An 18,135-nucleotide genomic window follows, 5' to 3' on the forward strand; every position below is an offset into this window, starting at 1 on the left:
CACATCGCGGGTTTTCCGGGTGCTTTTTCGTCAGGTGTTGAAGTACTTGGCTTCCGGGTGATGCAGGACGATCGCGTCCGTCGACTGTTCCGGATGCAACTGGAACTCCTCGGAAAGCTCGACGCCGATTCGTTCGGCTCCGAGCAGTTCCACGATCTTCGCGCGATCCTCAAGGTCGGGGCAGGCGCCGTAACCGAGCGAGAACCGCGCGCCCCGGTAGCCGAGTTTGAAATACTGCCGCACGTCGTCGGGGTCCTCCGCCGCGACCGAATCCCCGCCGGTGAACAGCAGTTCCTGCCGCACCCTCCGGTGCCAGTACTCAGCGAGCGCTTCGGTGAGCTGCACTCCGAGTCCGTGGATCTCCAGATAGTCGCGGTAGGCGTTCTTGGCGAACAACTCGTTGGCGTGGTCGGCGATGGGCTGCCCCATGGTCACCAGCTGGAGGGGAAGCACGTCGACCTCGCCGGTCTTCTCGGCCTTGTCCTTCGAACGGAAGAAGTCGGCGAGGCACAACCTGCGGTCGCGCCGCTGCCTCGGAAAACTGAACCGCAGCCGTTCCGGAGCGTCCGGTTCGTCCTTGTCGAGTACGACGAGGTCGTTTCCGTCCGAGTAGCAAGGGAAGTAACCGTACACGACCGCGGCGTTGGCGAGGATTCCGCGAGTGGACAGCTCGTCCATCCACGCCCGCAGCCGTGGCCTTCCCTCCGTCTCGACCAGCTCCTCGTAGGAGGGGCCCTCTCCCTTCTTGGCCCCGCGAAGGCCCCACTGGCCGAAGAACGTCGCGCGCTCGTCGAGCAGTGAGAGGTATTCGGCGGTCGCGATGCCCTTCACGACCTTCGAGCCCCAGAACGCGGGCACCGGCACGGGCGCTTCCTCGTCCACATCGGACCGCGTCGTGTCCTCCAGCGACGGTTCCTCGCTCTGTTCGGCCTTGCGCTTCTCCGCGATGCGCAGCGAGCGTTCCCGCCGTGCCTTGCGTTCGGCCTTCTTCGCCCGCTCGGCCTCGTCCTCCTCGGGGCTCTCTCCCCTCTTGATCGACATCAGCCGGTCCATGAGGTTCAGCCCCTCGAAGGCGTCCTTGGCGTAGCGGACGTCGCCCTCGTAGACCTCGTCGAGATCGTTCTCGACGAACGTACGCGTGAGCGCGGCACCACCGAGCAGAACGGGGTACTTCGCCGCGACTCCCCTCGCGTTCATCTCTTGCAGGTTGTCCTTCATGATCACCGTGGACTTGACGAGCAGGCCCGACATCCCGATGGCGTCGACCCTGTGCTCCTCCGCGGCGTCGAGGATGGCGTTGATGGGTTGCTTGATGCCGATGTTGACGACGTCGTAGCCGTTGTTGGACACGATGATGTCGACAAGGTTCTTGCCGATGTCGTGCACGTCGCCCTTGACGGTGGCCAACAGCAGTTTGCCCTTGCCGCCGGAGTCGTCCTTCTCCATGTGCGGTTCGAGATAGGCGACGGCTGCCTTCATCACCTCCGCCGATTGCAGCACGAACGGCAACTGCATCTGCCCCGAGCCGAAAAGCTCACCGACGACCTTCATACCGGCGAGGAGGTTCTCGTTGATGATCCGCAGCGGCTCCTTCTCCGCCATGGCCCCCGCGAGATCCTCGTCGAGACCGTTGCGCTCGCCGTCGACGATGCGCCGCTCCAGCCGTTCGAACAGCGGCAGCTTCGCCAGTTCCTGCGCCCTCGACGCTCTTCCCGACGACGCGGTCTTGCCCTCGAAAAGCTGCATCAGCTTCTGCAACGGGTCGTAGTCGCCGGTTCGCCTGTCGTAGACGAGATCGAGAGCAACCTGCCTCGGCTCCTCCTCGATCTTGTTCATCGGCAGGATCTTCGACGAGTTCACGATCGCCGAGTCGAGACCGGCTTGCCTGCACTCGTTGAGGAACACCGAGTTCAGCACCTGCCGCGCGGCCGGGTTGAGGCCGAACGACACGTTGGACAACCCGAGCGTGGTCTGCACCCGGGGGCGCCTGCGCTTGAGCTCGCGGATGGCGTTGATCGTCTCGATGGCGTCCTTGCGGACCTCCTCCTGCCCCGTGGTGATGGGAAACACCAGGCAGTCGATGATGATCGCGGACTCGTCGAGACCCCAGTTGCCGGTGAGGTCATCGATCGCGCGCTCGGCGACCCGCAGCTTCCAGTCGGCGGTTCTGGCCTGGCCCTCCTCGTCGATACAGGTGACGACGACGGTCGCTCCGTGCTCGACCACCATCTCCATCACCCGGTGGAAGCGGCCGCCCGGCTCCGCTCCGTCCTCGTAGTTGACCGAGTTGACCGCGCACCGGCCACCAAGGTGTTCCAGACCGGCCTCGACGACCTCGGCCTCCGTGGAGTCGACCATGATCGGCAACGTCGAGGCCGTCGCGAGGCGCGAGGCCAGTTCGCGCATGTCCCGCGTGCCGTCCCTGCCCACGTAGTCGACACAGAGGTCGAGCATGTGCGCACCCTCACGGGTTTGCGACTTCGCGATCTCGACGCAGTCGTCGTAGCGCTCGGCAAGCATGGCCTCCCTGAACGCCTTCGAACCGTTGGCGTTGGTGCGCTCGCCGACGTTGAGGATCGAGGCATCCTGTTCAAAGGGCACCGACTGGTACACCGACGACACCGAAGGCACGATCTCCGGGGTGCGCTGCTTCGGCGTCAGGTCCGCGACCGCCTCGGACACCGCCCGAATGTGCTCGCCGGTCGTACCACAGCAACCCCCGACGAGGCGGGCGCCGAACCGCGTGATGAAACCGGCGAGTGCCTCGGCGAGTTCGTCCGGTCGCAGCGGGTAGACGGCCCCGTTCGGGCCGAGTTCCGGCAGGCCCGCGTTGGGCATCACCGAGATCGGCACCGTCGCGTGCTGGGCGAGCACCCGCAGGTGCTCGCTCATCTCTGCGGGACCGGTCGCGCAGTTCATGCCGATGAGGTCGATGCCGAGCGGTTCGAGCGCGGTCAGCGCCGCACCGATCTCGGAACCGACCAGCATCGTGCCCGTCGTCTCCACGGTGACCTGCGCGATGACGGGCACCTGCCTGCCCGTCATCGCCATGGCCCGCTTCGCGGCGACGATCGCCGCCTTCGTCTGCAACAGGTCCTGCGATGTCTCCACCAGTACGGCGTCGGCACCGCCGTCGAGCATGCCGAGCACGTTGTCGACGTAGGCATCGCGCAACGCCGCGTACGGCGCGTGACCAAGGGTGGGCAGTTTCGTGCCAGGCCCGACGGAGCCGAGCACGAACCGCGGCTTGTCCGGAGTGCTGAACTCGTCCGCGCACTGCCTCGCCAGCGCGGTCCCCCGTTCGGCCAGGTCCCTGATCCGGTCGGCGATGCCGTATTCACCGAGGTTGGCGAGGTTGGTGCCGAAAGTGTTGCTCTCGATGGCGTCGGAGCCCGCCTCAAGGAAACCGCGGTACACCGCGCTCACCACGTCGGGCCGGGTCTCGTTGAGAATCTCGTTACAGCCTTCGAGCTGGGCGAAGTCGTCCAGCGTCAGGTCGTATTCCTGCAACGCGGTGCCCATACCGCCGTCGGCGACCAGCACCCGCCGGTCCAGTTCGGCGAGAAAACCGCTCTCCATCATCACACTCGCAGCTTCGACTCGATCTCGGCCGCGGCATCGTTGCCGTACGTCTTCGCGACGCGCTTCGAAAAGTCAGCCCGGTCCAATGTGTATTCCTGGGTGCCAACCGTTTCGAGCACGATCGCGGCGAGCGTACACCCCACTTGAGCCGCGCGTTCCAGGTCCAGTTTCGCATGCACGCCCCACAGGAATCCGGCGCGGAAGGCGTCCCCGACCCCGGTCGGGTCCGCGCTGTCGCCGACGTCGTGCGCGGGGACCGAAACGGGGGGCGCTTCACTCGACTCGATGCGCACTCCGTCCGGTCCGTGTGTCATGACCCACCGTCCGACCTTTCCGAGCACCTCGGCCGCCGTCCAGCCGGTGACCTGCAACAACAAGGACGTCTCGTATTCGTTGGTGAACAGGTACGAGGCGCCGTCGACCAGTTTGCGCACCTCGTCGCGCCCCATCCTGGCCAGCTGCTGGGAAGGGTCGGCCGCGAAGGCGTATCCGCGCTCCCTGCACTCCTCGGTGTGCCGCACCATGGCCGTGGGGTCGTTGGGCGCGACCACGACGAGGTCGAGACCACCGAGCCGGTCGGCGACGGCCCTCAACTCGATGTTGCGGGCCTCCTCCATGGCACCCGCGTAGAACGAGGCGATCTGGGCTTGTGATTCGTCGGTCGTGCACAGGAATCGCGACGTGTGCCTCGTCTGTGACACGTGCACCGACTTCGTGTCCACGCCGTGACGTTCCAGCCACGAACGGTAGTCCTCGAAGTCGGAGCCGACGGCACCGACGAGGATCGGGGTCATGCCGAGGCTGCCGAGCCCGAACGAGATGTTGGCCGCAACCCCTCCCCTGCGGATGTCGAGCTGGTCGACCAGGAACGACAGCGAGACCTTCTCCAGTTGATCCTCGACGAACTGGTCGGCGAACCGACCGGGAAACACCATCAGATGGTCGGTCGCGATCGAGCCGGTCACCGCTATGCGCATGGCAGGACACACTCCTCGGGTCGGGGGAACTGGGGCGAGCTCTTCGACAACGTCGCGGGGAAGGGCCTCACGCCTTGGCCGCGTCCTTCAGGGCCGGTGCCCTTTCGGTGCGTTCCCACGGCAGGTCGGCGTCCGGCCTGCCGAAATGGCCGTAGGAGGCGGTCTGCGCGTAGATGGGACGCAGCAGGTCCAGGTCGCGGATGATCGCGGCCGGGCGAAGGTCGAACACCTCGTCGATCGCCGCCTGGATCTTCTCGGGCGCCACCTTTTCCGTTCCGAAGGTCTCGACGAACAAACCGACCGGAGCCGCCTTGCCGATGGCGTAGGCGACCTGGATCTCCGCCCTGTCGGCCAGTCCGGCGGCGACGATGTTCTTGGCGACCCAGCGCATCGCGTAGGCGGCGGACCGGTCAACCTTGGAGGGGTCCTTGCCGGAGAACGCGCCACCACCGTGGCGAGCCATCCCGCCGTAGGTGTCCACGATGATCTTGCGACCGGTCAGCCCCGCGTCGCCCATCGGACCGCCCACCACGAACCGGCCCGTCGGGTTGATCAGGATCTTGGGCTCCTCGGCCTGCAAGCCGAGCGACTGGATCTCCGGCTTGATGACCTGCTCGGTCAAGTCGACGGCGAGCATCTTGTCGAGGTCGATGCCCTCGGCGTGCTGGCTGGAGATCACCACCGTGTCGAGCCGCACCGGCTGGTCGCCCGCGTACTCGATGGTCACCTGAGTCTTGCCGTCGGGACGCAGGTAGGGAATCGTTCCGTTCTTGCGGACCTCGGTGAGCCGCCTCGACAACCGGTGTGCCAGCGCGATCGGCAACGGCATCAACTCAGGAGTGTCCGAGCACGCATACCCGAACATCAACCCCTGATCACCAGCACCCTGCTTGTCCAAATCGTCGAGCGCGTTCTCCAACCGCGACTCATACGCCGTGTCCACACCCTGCGCGATATCCGGCGACTGCGACCCGATCGCCACATTCACCCCACACGACGTCCCGTCGAACCCCTTCGCCGACGAGTCGTACCCGATCTCCAGAACCTTCTCCCTCACCAGGTTCGGAACGTCGACGTAGGCATCCGTGGTCACCTCGCCGGCCACGTGCACCTGGCCGGTGGTGATCAACGACTCGACGGCGACCCTGCTACGCGGGTCCTTGGCGAGCATGGCATCCAGGATGGTGTCACTGATCGCGTCACACATCTTGTCCGGATGGCCTTCGGTGACGGACTCGCTGGTGAACAACCTTCGATTAGCAGTCACAAGTGTTTCCTTTGTCTGTCAGAGGCGAAAACACGCCAGGTTTCGTATCCGACGCGTTCGCCGCGCGTCGGCAAAGCACCCTCAGGCTCAGGAACGGATGTGGAAAATACCCCACGCGAGATTGCCGGCAAGCCCACCGTCGACCCAGTTTTTCAGCCCCACCTTCATGCGTGTCAGATATTCGGTACTAACGCTGCCGGAGATGTCGTCGTTACGTCGCTCCGTTTCCGCCAGCACCCTGCCGTAATGCGTGGCCAACTGCGGGGTGTGGTCCTCGAAGTCGATGGACGACATCCCGAGCCGGTTGAACTCGCGCCGGTAGAATCCCGGAGATCCCATCGTTTCTAGGTGAAGCCGGTCGAGGATTGGCTTCAGCAGCGTCTTGTCACAGTCGTCGGCCGCCATAGGGTCGGTGAAGAGGAAGTCGCCCTTCGGCTTCAGCACCCTCGCGACCTCACGCAGCACCTGACCACGGTCTCCGCTGTGCAGCATGGCGTCCTGCGACCACACGACGTCGAATTCGTTGTCGTCGAAGGGCAGATCCTCGAAGGAGCCGTCGACGACGTCGATCAGCTCCGCCAGCCCAAGTTCCGCGTTGAACTGCCGGTTGCGCTCGTTCTCCACCTCGCTGAGGTTGAGACAAGTCACCTTGCAGCCGAACGTCTTCGCGAGATACCGCGCCGCACCGCCGTATCCCGAGCCGATGTCGAGCACGTGGCTGCCTGAGGTCAGCGTCAGTTTGCCCGCCATGCGTTCGACCGTGCGCCTGCTCGCAACCGCGATCTCCTCGTTCTCGCTCTCGTACAGTCCGACGTGGATGTCCTCGCCACCCCAGATGGAGTAGTAGAAATTGTCGGCGTCGCCGGAATTGTAGTAGTCGCGGGCAACGTTCACCGCCGCCGAATAGGTCGCCGAGTCGTCGGCTGGCTTGATGTAGCTCTTCTCCGCGACGTGGATGAGGAAGTCGGGGTCGTCGGCGCCGAAGGTCTCCTGGAAGTCACCGAACGTCTCGACCCGCTGGAAGCCGACCTCGCGCAGCAGCCTGCGCACATAGTCTTTCCGCAGCGGGAACATGTTGAGGTGGTACTGCGACTTGTCGGGGAACTGGTACCGGAAGCGCGCGAGTCCCTCGTCGACGTACTCCGGCTCGGCGGTGACCTCCTCGCCGCAGTAGTAGTAGGTGTGCTTGCTGGAAAAGCCGTTGTCCAGTATCGCGTCGTAGTTGCGCTGGTCGAGGATCAGGACGCCGTCGTGTTTGAGCACCGCGTAGAACTCGGCGAGCGCTTTGCGCCGGTCGCGTTCGGAGAAAAGGTGGGTGAACGAGTTTCCGAGGCACACGACCGCATCGAACTCGCCGTGTACGTCCCTGTTGAGCCATCGCCAGTCCGCGTGCACCACCTGGAGGATGTGTCCGCCGTAGTTGAGGCCGTTCTCGAACGCCTTGGCGAGCATTTCCGCGCTGCCGTCCACGCTGACCGTGTCGAAGCCGTCCTCTACGAGGCGAACAGAGTGGAAACCCGTTCCGGTCGCGACGTCCAGTACCGACTTCACCCCACGCGACTTCAGCAGATCGACGAAGAACTTGCCCTCGCTCTCGTAGCGCTTCTTCCAGTCGATCAGTTCGTCCCACTTCTCGACGAACCCGGTGACGTACTCGTCGGTGTAGTGGTCGGAATCGCGCACTTCCAGTGGATCCGCACCGAATTCCTGTTCTGGATGCGCCTGCGCCCGGCTTATGTCCGCTGCGGCGGCCACCGGTACGTCGGCCTCGCTCGCGACTGAGTCCTTCATTGCGTTTCCCTCCACGTTCGGCCGGATTCGGAGTGCTATTCGTTCTCCTCGCGCGGCGCAGTCACAACACTTTTTCGTTTCCTCTCACTCGCGGGCCGGCATGCGGGAGCACAGCGCACGTTCCAATTCGCCGGAAAAAGGCGCGCGAAAATCCAGGCCGACGACCGGCGGCCGACTGACTCGCGGCCGACGTAAAATTGCAGCCCGCAACGCTCCTGAAGTGCAGCCGAGTTCGCAAGCCCTGTAGCGAACGCGGTGCCTCACCCCGACTCGGCGAGATTGCGGCTCATCCGCGCTGATCTCCGCAAAACCGCCTCGACTCAATCTATTGAGTGGGATGTCAGGCTTCAATGGGTCAATTGCGTGAATAAGGATTTCACCCCGTGTATAGCGCGCATGCTCACGATCCGCACTGGCGGGCGCAACGCGCACACGCGCCCGGGGGCCACCCGGGACAGGCATACCGTGTGGTCGAAGCGCTGCCACGACAACTTCTCACCAAGCCCTTGACAGCACAACCAAGAGCAATGTGTCACAAACAACAGCTTCACTCGTTCAGTCCAGTCGATGCTACTGAAGGTTGCCCTGGGTTGCTATTCAGCCGATGCTTTAGTCCGCGAGTTTGACACGGACCCGCCCAGACGAGTTCGTAGCGTATCCAGCAACGTGTTGCGTATCGAACAACAACTCACCTGCCAGAAGCCATGGGTGAGCGGACGGCCACCGTGGGCGACGAACGTGGAGGTTGATCACGGGGCCCTCGACCGCGGTGCTCGGGCTCCCCCTGACCCTGCCGTCCCCTGCCGGCCATCCCGGCACACGTGATAGCCAACGGGCGTTACGTCCTCGCCAATTCCCGCACGGCGCGCCGGATACGGTCTCTCGTCGGAAGCACCGCGTTTTCGAGTGAACGCGCGTAGGGAATAGGAACGTCAGGAACACATACCCGTACCGGCGGTGCTTTCAGCAATGCGGGATTTCGTTCCACCACTCTTGCGATTACTTCGGCTGATACTCCGTACGAGAGATAATCCTCGTCGACGACCAGCAATTTGCCGGTTCGTTCCACCGAATTGACAATGGTCTCGACATCCAGCGGAACGAGACTTCGCAAATCGATGACCTCGCATTCGACGCCGTCGGCGGAAACCGAATCGGCGACGTCGAGCGCGTGATGCACCGACAGGGCGAGGGTCACGATGGTGAGATCGGTGCCCGGTCTCACCGTCGCGGCCGCGCCGATGGGCGTGAGGAGGGCTTCCTCCGCGACATAGCCCTTCGCCCTGTGGTTCTCCGGCAGCCACGGCAGTCCCAGTACGCCTTTGTGGAAGAGGAACACGACCGGGTTCTCGTCCCGAATCGCCGACACCATCAGCCCTTTGGCATCGGCGGCCGTACTCGGCACGACGACCTTCATCCCGGGAAGATGAGCGAAGGTACCCCACAGGCACTGCGAATGGGCCGCACCATCGGAGTAGCCACCACCGACCGCTGCCGTCAGCACCATCGGGACCGTCACCGCGCCACCCGAGGAAAACCTCGCCTTGGCCATGGCGTTGTAGACCTGCCCGAGACACAAGCCGATGTCGTCGACGAAAGTCAGTTCCGCGATGGGGCGCAGGCCGGCCAGCGCCGCACCGACCGCGGCGCCGACGAACGCGGTCTCCGAGACCGGTGTGTCCATCACCCTTGCCGGTCCGAACCTGTCGAGCAGCCCCGCCGTCACGGCGAAGGCGCCGCCGTGCACCCCGACGTTCTCACCGAGCACGAACACACCGGGATCGCGCAGCATCTCCTGCGCGATGGCCTCGGTGATCGCCTCGCCGGTGGTGAGCAGCCTTCCCGCCGAGACCGAGCCGCTGTCGGGGATGATGATCGCGCCTTTCGTGCTTGACACTGGGTCCTTGCCCGCGAGTCGTCCTCGCCGACCCTAGACGAAGACGTAGTCCAGAGCCGTCTCCGGCGAGGGTTCGCCGCCACGTCTCGCGAAGGCGATGGCGTCGGCGACCTTCTCCCGCGCTTGCTTGCGCACGAGCCTCACCACGTCGTCGTCCACCAAGCCCTCCGCCCGCAACCTCGCCTCATAGGCGGGAATCGGATCTCGTCCCGGCACGGAGTCCAGGTCGAACCGGTATGCCTGGTCATCGCCCTGAGCGTGCCCCCACAACCGAAGGGTGCGGACCTCGACCAGGCTCGGGCCTTCTCCCGACCTCGCTCTCTCGACGGCGGACCTCGTCACGGCCTCGACCGCCTCGACCGAGTTGTCGTCGACAAGCTCGCCGGGAATGTCGTAGGCGAGCGCTCGCTCCACATGTGCAGGCACACTTGTCGAACTGATGTATGGCGCGGAAAACGCCCAATCGTTGTTCTCCACAACGAAGATGACGGGCAACGACCACACCGAGGCCAGGTTGAGCGATTCGTGGAAGACTCCCCTGTTGGCGGCACCGTCGCCGATGACGGCCACCGCGACCCGTCCGCCTCCTTGCCGCCGGAAAGCCAGCGCATGGCCCACGGCCGCCGGAAGCCCTTCTCCCGCGCTACCCGAGGAGCGAAAGTTTCTCGCGGGATCGACGAGGTGCTGATGACCTCCCCTTCCCCTCGCGAGCCCTTCCGTCCTGCCGAAGATCTCCGCGGCCAGCACACGCAACCGCACTCCGTGCGCGATGGCGAAATGGTGGGCACGGTGGGTCGCGGTGACGGCGTCACCCTCTTCCAGCGCGGCGCAGACCCCTACGGCCGCCGGTTCCTGACCGGCCGCGAGGTGCAGACGTCCCGGCACCGGACCCTCACTGAGGTCGAAGCGCGGCTTCTTGCCGATCGAATGCTCCCGCAGGAGCCCTTCCTCGAAGGTCCTGATCAACACCATGGCGCGGTAGAGAGTCAACCTGCCGTGTGGCTCCATCCGATCTCCTGCCGCCAAGCGAGTACTGTCGCCCCACCTGCCCGCACCCACAACTGCACCGATTTCAGATGGTGATAACCGTCAGCCGAAGAGCACGAGTGCCCTGCTCATCCGCCCCGCGGCCCGCTTGAGAGACTCGGCCTCCGCAGCGCCACGATGGCGATGCACGGGCCGGGAGATGGCGACCGCGCCGAGCACGCCCGGCGCCTGTACCGGCACGGCGACACACGCCGTGCCGAGCAGATACTCCTCCCGGTCGGTACTGATCTCCGCGCCTCGGCTCAGTTTCTCCTCCAGCACCCTCCTGTCGGTCAGGGTGTGCGGAGTCAGATCGAGCGGCCGATAACGCGAGAAGTAGTCGTCGCGCCCCTCTTTGTCCAAGCAGGACAGGATGCTCTTGCCGAAAGCGGTGGCGTGACCGGTCTCCTGCGTCCCCACCCACAGGTCGACCCTGCGCATGCGCGGACCGTCGGCGACGTCGACGAGCTCGATCTCTCCCTCGCGGTACAGCGCGAAGTAGGCGGCGCTGCCCAGTTCGTCCCGCAGCGCGCTCAGCGTCGCTCGTCCCCTGACAACCGCCGCCTGAGTGATACTGCGCCTGCCGAGGGCGTCGACCCGGTCACCGATTACATATCCCTCTTCGATCTTGTCGAGATATCCCTCGTAAACCAAGGTGCGCAGCAGGTGGTACACGGTGGGCAGGCGCAGCCCGAGTGTCCTCGCGAGAGTTTTCGCGGGTACCGGGCGCTCGCTGGCTCCAACGAGATCGAGTAAGTGCAACGCACGCTGAACCGAGCCGATGAGGGTGGGGGCCTCACCCACGGGACACCTCCTGAGGTTCGTCGCGAGCGCTTCAAGCATGCTGCCAGGCCCATCTCATGACAAGTGGCCAGGTCCGCACCACGCGCCACCCAGCACGGTCGCCGAAGGAACCGACGGGAAGGGCACGCCGACGCTCCGATACCGAGCGCTCGGTATATGTCACTGACAGGTATGGACCACTGTCCACATTCGACACAGAAGCACTGTTCACCGTCGCGCCCACTCCGCGGAGGCGTCGCGAAGTGACATCGGCTCCGACCTTGTCCCACGAGCGGCGCCTCACCCGGACAAGGCACCCGGCACGGTCCGGTTCCCGTACCGGCATCCGATGCGCGACGCGCCCGCGCTCGTCAGGCGCGCCGGGACACCGGCCGAGGGGCGTCGCGTCGGCTCGCCCGGCGATCCGCTCCCGTACTCACGGCGGTTTCCGGCCTCCGCGTGTTCACCGGTGTGCAGGGACGCGTTTGCCCAGAACCCACCGCGGCCACGCCCTGGCGACACCTTGTCCTGAACCGTCGGCGCGATCCCGAGAAAAAGCCCGCCAACAGCACGAACGACCTTGATTCGACCTTTATCACTGTGTAACGATCGGCCTACTTTCACCGAATCGGCCCAGCTTGGGGATGGGTTTCTGGAGCGGGGAGTCGCTGTGAATCAGGTGCGCTTCGCGTTTCAGCCGCTGTACAGCCTGCACACCGGGGCTGTCGTCGCGGTCGAAGCGCTGGCACGCCCTTCTGCCGGAGGAGTGGGCGAGTTACTCGGAGCGGCGCTGCGCCGGGGGCGCCTCGTCGAGGTCGACGTGAGCCTCGCCGCCCGCGCGGTCCGAGACGAGGCTCCACAGGCGACCCTGCTCCCCCTTCATCTAAACGTCACCGCGCTCACCGCTGCGGCACCGGAGGAGGCACTGCATCCGCTGTTCGACGCACTCGCCGAAACCAGCAAACGCCCACACGAGATCGTGCTGGAAGTCGGGCCGCCGTTTCACGGCATCCCGCCCACCGTCCTGCTCGCCGGCCTTGGCAGGCTCGACGAGCTGGGGTTCCGCATCGCCTTCGACGGGCTCGGCGCTGGCGACCTGCCGCTGAACCTGCTCGCCGAGGCACCGGCCGACATGGTCAAAATCGACCGGACCGCGCTGCGCCGCCTTCCGGACGATCCGGCCACGGTCGCCCTTGTCGAGGCACTCGTACATTTCGCGGCGCGGACGAACACGAGACTGGTCGCGACCGGGATCGAGACCGAGGCTCAACTCGACATCATCCGCAAGCTCGGGATCAGGATCGCGCAAGGACATCTGTTCGCGCCGGCCCGGCACGAGGTGATTTCGACAAGCACCAGCGCCTGGGTCGCCGGACCACTTCACGGACCCGCCGCGCCGCCGGTTCCCACCGGAGCGGGTGTGAAGGATTTCCTCCGCCCCGCAACGACTCTGCCCGCCGACGCGACCTGCGAACAGGTACGCAACGTGCTGATCGACCAGGACGCACCGACGGGAGTCGTCGGCGTCGACCACCGCGGCCGTCCACAGTGGTCGATCGACCGGAACCGGTTCCTGCTCGCGGTGACCGGACCGTTCGGGCACGCGCTGCACGCCAACCGGCCCGCGGGCAGGTTCGGGGACGCACCACACGTCATCAGGGACACGGCCAGCGCGTTGGAACTGCTCGACGTCATCGTCGACGCCGACTGGGAACGCAGAGGCGACGACATCGTGGTTGTCGACCGCACCGGAAAGTGCAGGGGCGTCGTCCTGGTCAACGAGATCGTGCGCGGAGTCGCCGAGGCGAAGATCGAGGAAGCGGCCGCGCTGAATCCGCTGACGCGACTACCCGGCAGCGATACCGTCGCCCGCGACGTCGACCGGCGGATCGCGGCGAGGCAGCCGCTCGTGGTCGGCTGGCTGGATGTCGACTCGTTCAAGAACATCAACGACACCGTGGGCTTCGCGGCCGGCGATGATCTGATCAGGGCACTCGGGCGCAAACTGAGCGACCTCAGCGCCGGGCTCGGCGGGCTGACCGTGAGTCACGTCGGCGGGGACGACTTCCTTCTCGCCTGCGACGTCGACCGGATCACCACGATCGCCGACCGGCTGCTCGACGTCGCGTGGTCGGCCGAACATCTCGCGGTCACGCTGTCGCTGGCGACGCTTGTCTGCACGGGTTCCTCGGTCCGCTCCTACCGCGAGATCTCCCGGCTGCTCGCTCCGCTGAAAAAGCATGCCAAGGACGTGACGGGCTCCAGTTGGGTCAACAGCTGGCCTGGTACCGACCGGATCGAAGTGCTGCGCGGAATGCGACCGCAGGATGTGCCCCACCAGCGCCCCGCGAGCTGACCCGCGCCGGGGGCGAGTGCTCCGGTGCCGCTGGGGGTCCGGCACCGGAGCACTCCTCATACCGGAGCATCCTCGGGGAGGGGTTGAGGACGCCCGGCGAGCACTACAAGACATGAAACGAATTGCGATCGCTTCATGTTTCATGCTTACGGCATGAATCTTTGATTTCCTAGGTCTCCGCCTCCGCTTCCGGTAACACCGAGACGCGCTCACCGGCACGCTCGAACCCCCATCGCAATGCCGAACCCCAGTGGATTCCGACTGTCCACATGGATGCGACGACCCGTCCACACCGGACATATCTACGAACAGCGACGTTCGAATCACCAACAGCGTCAAGGACGCGGCCGCTCGCCAGCCAACTCCCGGTACACCTCTGCTTGTCTCCGAAACTCCTCGGCTCGCCGCAGATCGTCCCAGTCGACAGTGCCGTCGAGCCGGTCGGCGAGGTAGTCCGCGTCATCGGCAAGCCGCACCAGTTCGAGCTCCGACTTTCCGGCAGCCGCGGCACGCGCCTTCTCCTCCACCATCGCCAATCCCGCCAACCGGGCATCGCCCGGCGGGACCGGAGCGGCGTGAAGTCGTGCGTCCCTGTCGAAGGTCTCTCGGACCTGCGCGGCGGCCCTGCCCAAAATCGCCGCGAGTGCCGATGCGGAACCGACATCCGCGGGTCCGGCGATCGCGTCGAAATCGTCCCACAACGCGACCGTGGCGAACGGGCCGACCGAGTCGGCCGGATGCACCCAGTGACCGTCGACCACGCTGGCGAACCCGTCGTCGGCATCGAGTTCGGATACGCGCGCCAGCGGGTCTCCCGAACTGTCCACAATGGTCGCCGCCAGCTCGTCGGCCCTTCTACGGGCCGAACTCTCCAGCGGCCCGGCCAGAAAATGGACCCGCTGCCTGCTTTGCCAGCAGCCGAGCCGGGCCCCGGTGGAGGCGGGGCCGCGCGCGACGAGTGCGGGCTCGTCCCGCTCGCCGCGTGGTGCGAGCAGACGCGCGCGGCCCGTGGTCAATGCGGCGACGTAGCTGGTGACGTGCGCCCGTTCGAAGTCACCGTATGGCGTGCTGTCCGCGCGGTGTTCGTCGACGCCGATCGGATAGTCACGTTTCAGCCGAAGCCACTCCTCAGGACTCACCTCGTCGTGACACCGAACAGGTTGTTCAACGGCGTACAAACCCGGCGTATCCCCAATACGGTGATACGGCCGACGCAGATAGCCCGTCAACCGGCATCGTGCCTCATCAGCATCGCACGCCGCCGTTCGGATCTCCAAGTGCGCGACCCACAACCGGACGGCCCTGCCACGTCTGCGCCTCTCCCATTCTTCGATCTCCGCCCATTCTTTCCGCACCCGATGGGCTTCGGCGCTCAGATCGTCGCGTGCGTAGCACTCGGCCCGCCTGCGCGCCTCGGCGACCGCCAGCGAGACCCAGGCCAGATCCCCGTGACTCATGGGAACCACTCGCCGTCGAGTCCGCGCAAGGCGCCTGACGCCAGTGCGAGCAACTCAGCTGTCAACTCCAGCACCGTCAGGCACTCGCAACAAAAACTGTTGCCGTGCCCATCGGCGAGCCAGAGCGTTTCCGGAGGCAACCGGTACCGCGGAATCGCACATTCCGCGCACACTCCGTCGCCGCCGACCACACGCAGGACTCCCGAGGGAGGCTCGGGTTCTCCCCGCCTGCCGCCCTCGGCCGCCTCGGGGCGCGTCCCGTCCGCGCCAACGCCACGCGCGATCGTGTCGCGAGGCACGACGCCTCGGCCCGCGTCCCGCCAGTTCACGGCGGCACCTGGCCGCCCGCCCGGCCCTTCGATGTCACCACCGGAATCGCACGGCTGTTCGTCGCCCGGCATCGGTTCACGACGATCCACGGCGAGCCACCCTCTTCGTGCACCATTCCGGCGCGGTCTCGACCGCTACCAGCCACTGCCTGTGACGCCATCGCCACCAGCGCCGTAACCGCCTGCGTTCCCGCTTGACGTCGACGAGACGGACGCGGTGAACCCCGGCGGCGTCGGCGGACCGCGCCTCCTCGGGATTGCCGGCTCTCCGGTATTTCGTTGCACGCACCGGCCGCACCGGGACGTGTTCCTGCCACCCCATATTTGGCTCCCCAGAGCTCGTACATGTGCTGAACCGGCGACGCGACCGTGCACCAGGGGGTTTTCACGGCCGGCGTCGCCGGGGGCTAACGTGACAGGCGTCGAACTGTACGTAGCCACGATCAAATGTAGCGCGCTACACAGGTAGTACGCTACATCTTGGCGTGGCCTATTCGGGTGACACTGCTACGCGTCGCCCGGAAGCCGAGAGGTGGCGCCTTGGTCGAGGCCGGGAAAACGGCGGTCCGAAGGGCTATCGGACGCGAGCTCAAGCGAATGCGCAACGAGAAGGGCCTCAACCTGAAGGCTGCCACCGTAAGCACGAAGAAGACCCGGGACAAGGCACTGATGCAGGTCGAACGCGGGCGCAACCTGCCGCAACTCGCCGACATCGACGTGCTGCTCTCCACCTACGACCACAGCGAGCAGATCCCGCACTTCCGCGACGTCATCGGAGCGGCGAGCGGCAGGAAGGGCCTTCGCGATTGGTGGGAAGGCCGGTTGCCGCCGGGTTTCGTCCCCGAGTCCGCGAAGTTGCTCTACAGCGGCGAAGCCTCGGCCATCGAGCTGTCGATCTACCAAACCCAGTTCGTTCCCGACTTCCTCCGTACCCCGGCCTACGCCGAGGTCATGGCACACGCGGACCATCCAGGTGCCGACGACGCGGAGATCCGGCTCTGGGTCGAGCTCTCCCAAGGCAGGCAGGAAGTACTCAACCGCGACGATCCACCGCGCGTGCGCTGCGTCGTCGACGAGGCGGTACTGCACAGGCAGGTCGGCGGACCCGACGTGCTCCGCGAGCAGATCGACTACCTTGTCGAGCTGGGTCACCGCCCGAACATCGATATCCGGGTACTCCCCTTCGCCGGCGGCGCGAGCGCCGACACCGGGAGCTTCACGAGACTCGTGCTCATTCCCGAGCTCCCGAACTATCCCGGCCTGGCCCACGTCAAAGCCACCACACACGACATCTACCTCGAAGAACCGGAAGAAATCGCACCGTTCGACGAAGTGTTCGAGCTGCTGTCGGCGCAAGCGCTGCGGCCGGAGGAATCGAGGGATCTGCTGACGACGACCTCGGACCGAATCGGCGCCCGGCCGCACTGAGCAGCCTGCTCCATTCGCGCGTTCCTCCTCGCCACGCTGCCTCTTCAGGATCATCGCGGCTAAAGTGACCGGCGAACGGTCCCAGCTCACAGCCACAAGAAAGAAGGCATCGTCGTGGTCGCGCCGACGCCCGCCGTGACAGCCGATTGGTTCGCCGGCCGCATGAGTACGTTGCGCAAGGCGAGCGGCGTCACTCCTGATCAACTCGCAGGGGCCCTCGACCGGAGCGCGTCGGGGGTCCGGCAGTTCGAGTCCTCGACCCGGCTCGCGAACAAGCGCTATATCAGGGTCGCCCTCGAACAACTCGGTCAACACCACCTGATCGAGCCTTACACCCGGGTCGTCGAATCGGCCAAGGCGAAACCGTTGTGGTGGAAGGACATCATCCCCAAGGTCAAGAAGTCGCAGCGGCCTTCGGAGTTGCACGCGCTCGAATTGCTGGTGAACTACGAGGCTTCGGCGACGGCACTGCACGTCTACGCTCCCCACTGCGTTCCCGATCTGTTGCAGACCACCGCCTATACCGACGCGCTGTGCGCGCTGAGCGAGCCACTGCTCGCGTCACTGCATCACGATTTGCAGCAGGGAAGACAGGCGATACTGCGCCAGGACGATTCACCCCGGCTGCACGTTTTACTGGGCCAATCGGTGCTGCACAGGACAATTGGTTCCCCGAAGGTGATGCGCGAGCAACTTGCCGCCATGACCGAATGGGAGTCCCTTCCTCACGTCACGATCAGGGTGCTTCCGACCGCCGCCGACGCGGGCGCCTCCGTCGAGAGCAATTTCTCGCTCATGGACATGGCCCCCGATCTCGACGACGATCCCGGCGCGGTCTTCGTCAAAACCCCTGCCGATTGGATTCACTTTCGCGATGCGGCCAAGATTGCCGGCTTCCGTTCCCGGTGGGAACTGCTGGAGACCCGAGCGCTCGACGCGGAGACCTCGGCGAGCCTGATCGGCGAGGCCGCCCTCGCATTGTCCGAGCACCAAGCAAACCACTGAACACCTCACCCCGCGACGATCGCACCCCTTGTCAGGTTGGTGGCGCGGCCACATCCATTCGCATGGGCCCCTGACCGCGCCACCAACGGCTACCTGTTGCGGATGAACGGTCCTTGAACAGCAGCCGCGCCGAGCCTAACACGGGAGTCATGTAGCGCGCTACACCGCGGCCTGACGCACTTATCGGACATAGCACCGACTGTTCGATCCATTGTGGAACATGAAAGACGCAGGCGT

11 protein-coding genes are annotated in these 18,135 nt (G+C 65.5%); 3 read left to right on the plus strand and 8 right to left on the minus strand.

Going from position 1 to position 18,135, the window contains the following annotated elements; genetic code table 11:
• Positions 1-30: 30 nt before the first annotated feature.
• The 7 genes from metH to BAY61_RS22930 form a co-directional block, all read right to left on the minus strand.
• On the minus strand, positions 31-3,579 hold the full coding sequence (gene metH, locus BAY61_RS22900; RefSeq protein ID WP_091807647.1) for a methionine synthase: 3,549 nt from the start codon (positions 3,577-3,579) through the stop codon (positions 31-33).
• A gap of 2 nt (positions 3,580-3,581) precedes the next feature.
• Positions 3,582-4,559 carry a carbohydrate kinase family protein gene (locus BAY61_RS22905; protein WP_091807649.1) on the minus strand — a complete coding sequence of 326 codons (978 nt, stop codon included), beginning with the start codon at positions 4,557-4,559 and terminating at the stop codon, positions 3,582-3,584.
• A 67-nt stretch (positions 4,560-4,626) separates the two neighbouring features.
• A complete protein-coding gene (gene metK / locus BAY61_RS22910; RefSeq protein WP_094168516.1) occupies positions 4,627-5,826 on the minus strand; it encodes a methionine adenosyltransferase in 1,200 nt (399 codons plus the stop codon).
• Between the two features lie 87 nt (positions 5,827-5,913).
• The gene (locus tag BAY61_RS22915; RefSeq protein WP_091807653.1) at positions 5,914-7,617 is read right to left on the minus strand and encodes a glycine/sarcosine N-methyltransferase; all 1,704 of its coding nucleotides are present in this window, start codon (positions 7,615-7,617) and stop codon (positions 5,914-5,916) included.
• Between the two features lie 838 nt (positions 7,618-8,455).
• Positions 8,456-9,514, minus strand: a complete 1,059-nt coding sequence (locus tag BAY61_RS22920) for an alpha-ketoacid dehydrogenase subunit beta (RefSeq protein WP_245865356.1) — start codon at positions 9,512-9,514, stop codon at positions 8,456-8,458.
• Positions 9,515-9,547: 33 nt separating this feature from the next.
• Positions 9,548-10,522, minus strand: a complete 975-nt coding sequence (locus BAY61_RS22925; RefSeq protein WP_091807655.1) for a thiamine pyrophosphate-dependent dehydrogenase E1 component subunit alpha — start codon at positions 10,520-10,522, stop codon at positions 9,548-9,550.
• Positions 10,523-10,603: 81 nt separating this feature from the next.
• Positions 10,604-11,344 (minus strand): IclR family transcriptional regulator, encoded by a 741-nt coding sequence (locus tag BAY61_RS22930; RefSeq protein WP_091807960.1) that lies wholly within the window; start codon positions 11,342-11,344, stop codon positions 10,604-10,606.
• A 631-nt stretch (positions 11,345-11,975) separates the two neighbouring features.
• Between BAY61_RS22930 and BAY61_RS22935 the strand changes: the two genes are divergently transcribed.
• Positions 11,976-13,679 carry a GGDEF domain-containing protein gene (locus BAY61_RS22935; RefSeq protein WP_338061483.1) on the plus strand — a complete coding sequence of 568 codons (1,704 nt, stop codon included), beginning with the start codon at positions 11,976-11,978 and terminating at the stop codon, positions 13,677-13,679.
• A 335-nt stretch (positions 13,680-14,014) separates the two neighbouring features.
• Here BAY61_RS22935 and BAY61_RS22940 read toward each other — a convergent pair whose 3' ends face one another.
• Positions 14,015-14,818 carry a hypothetical protein gene (locus BAY61_RS22940; RefSeq protein ID WP_146225283.1) on the minus strand — a complete coding sequence of 268 codons (804 nt, stop codon included), beginning with the start codon at positions 14,816-14,818 and terminating at the stop codon, positions 14,015-14,017.
• Between the two features lie 1,244 nt (positions 14,819-16,062).
• Here BAY61_RS22940 and BAY61_RS22955 point away from each other — a divergent pair.
• Both BAY61_RS22955 and BAY61_RS22960 read left to right on the plus strand, forming a co-directional pair.
• Entirely contained in the window at positions 16,063-16,893 is an 831-nt protein-coding gene (locus tag BAY61_RS22955) for a DUF5753 domain-containing protein (RefSeq protein ID WP_143021404.1), read from the plus strand.
• Positions 16,894-17,007: 114 nt separating this feature from the next.
• A complete protein-coding gene (locus BAY61_RS22960; RefSeq protein ID WP_091807667.1) occupies positions 17,008-17,898 on the plus strand; it encodes a DUF5753 domain-containing protein in 891 nt (296 codons plus the stop codon).
• Positions 17,899-18,135: the final 237 nt, after the last annotated feature.

It is taken from the genome of Prauserella marina, assembly GCF_002240355.1.
GTDB lineage: Bacteria > Actinomycetota > Actinomycetes > Mycobacteriales > Pseudonocardiaceae > Prauserella_A > Prauserella_A marina.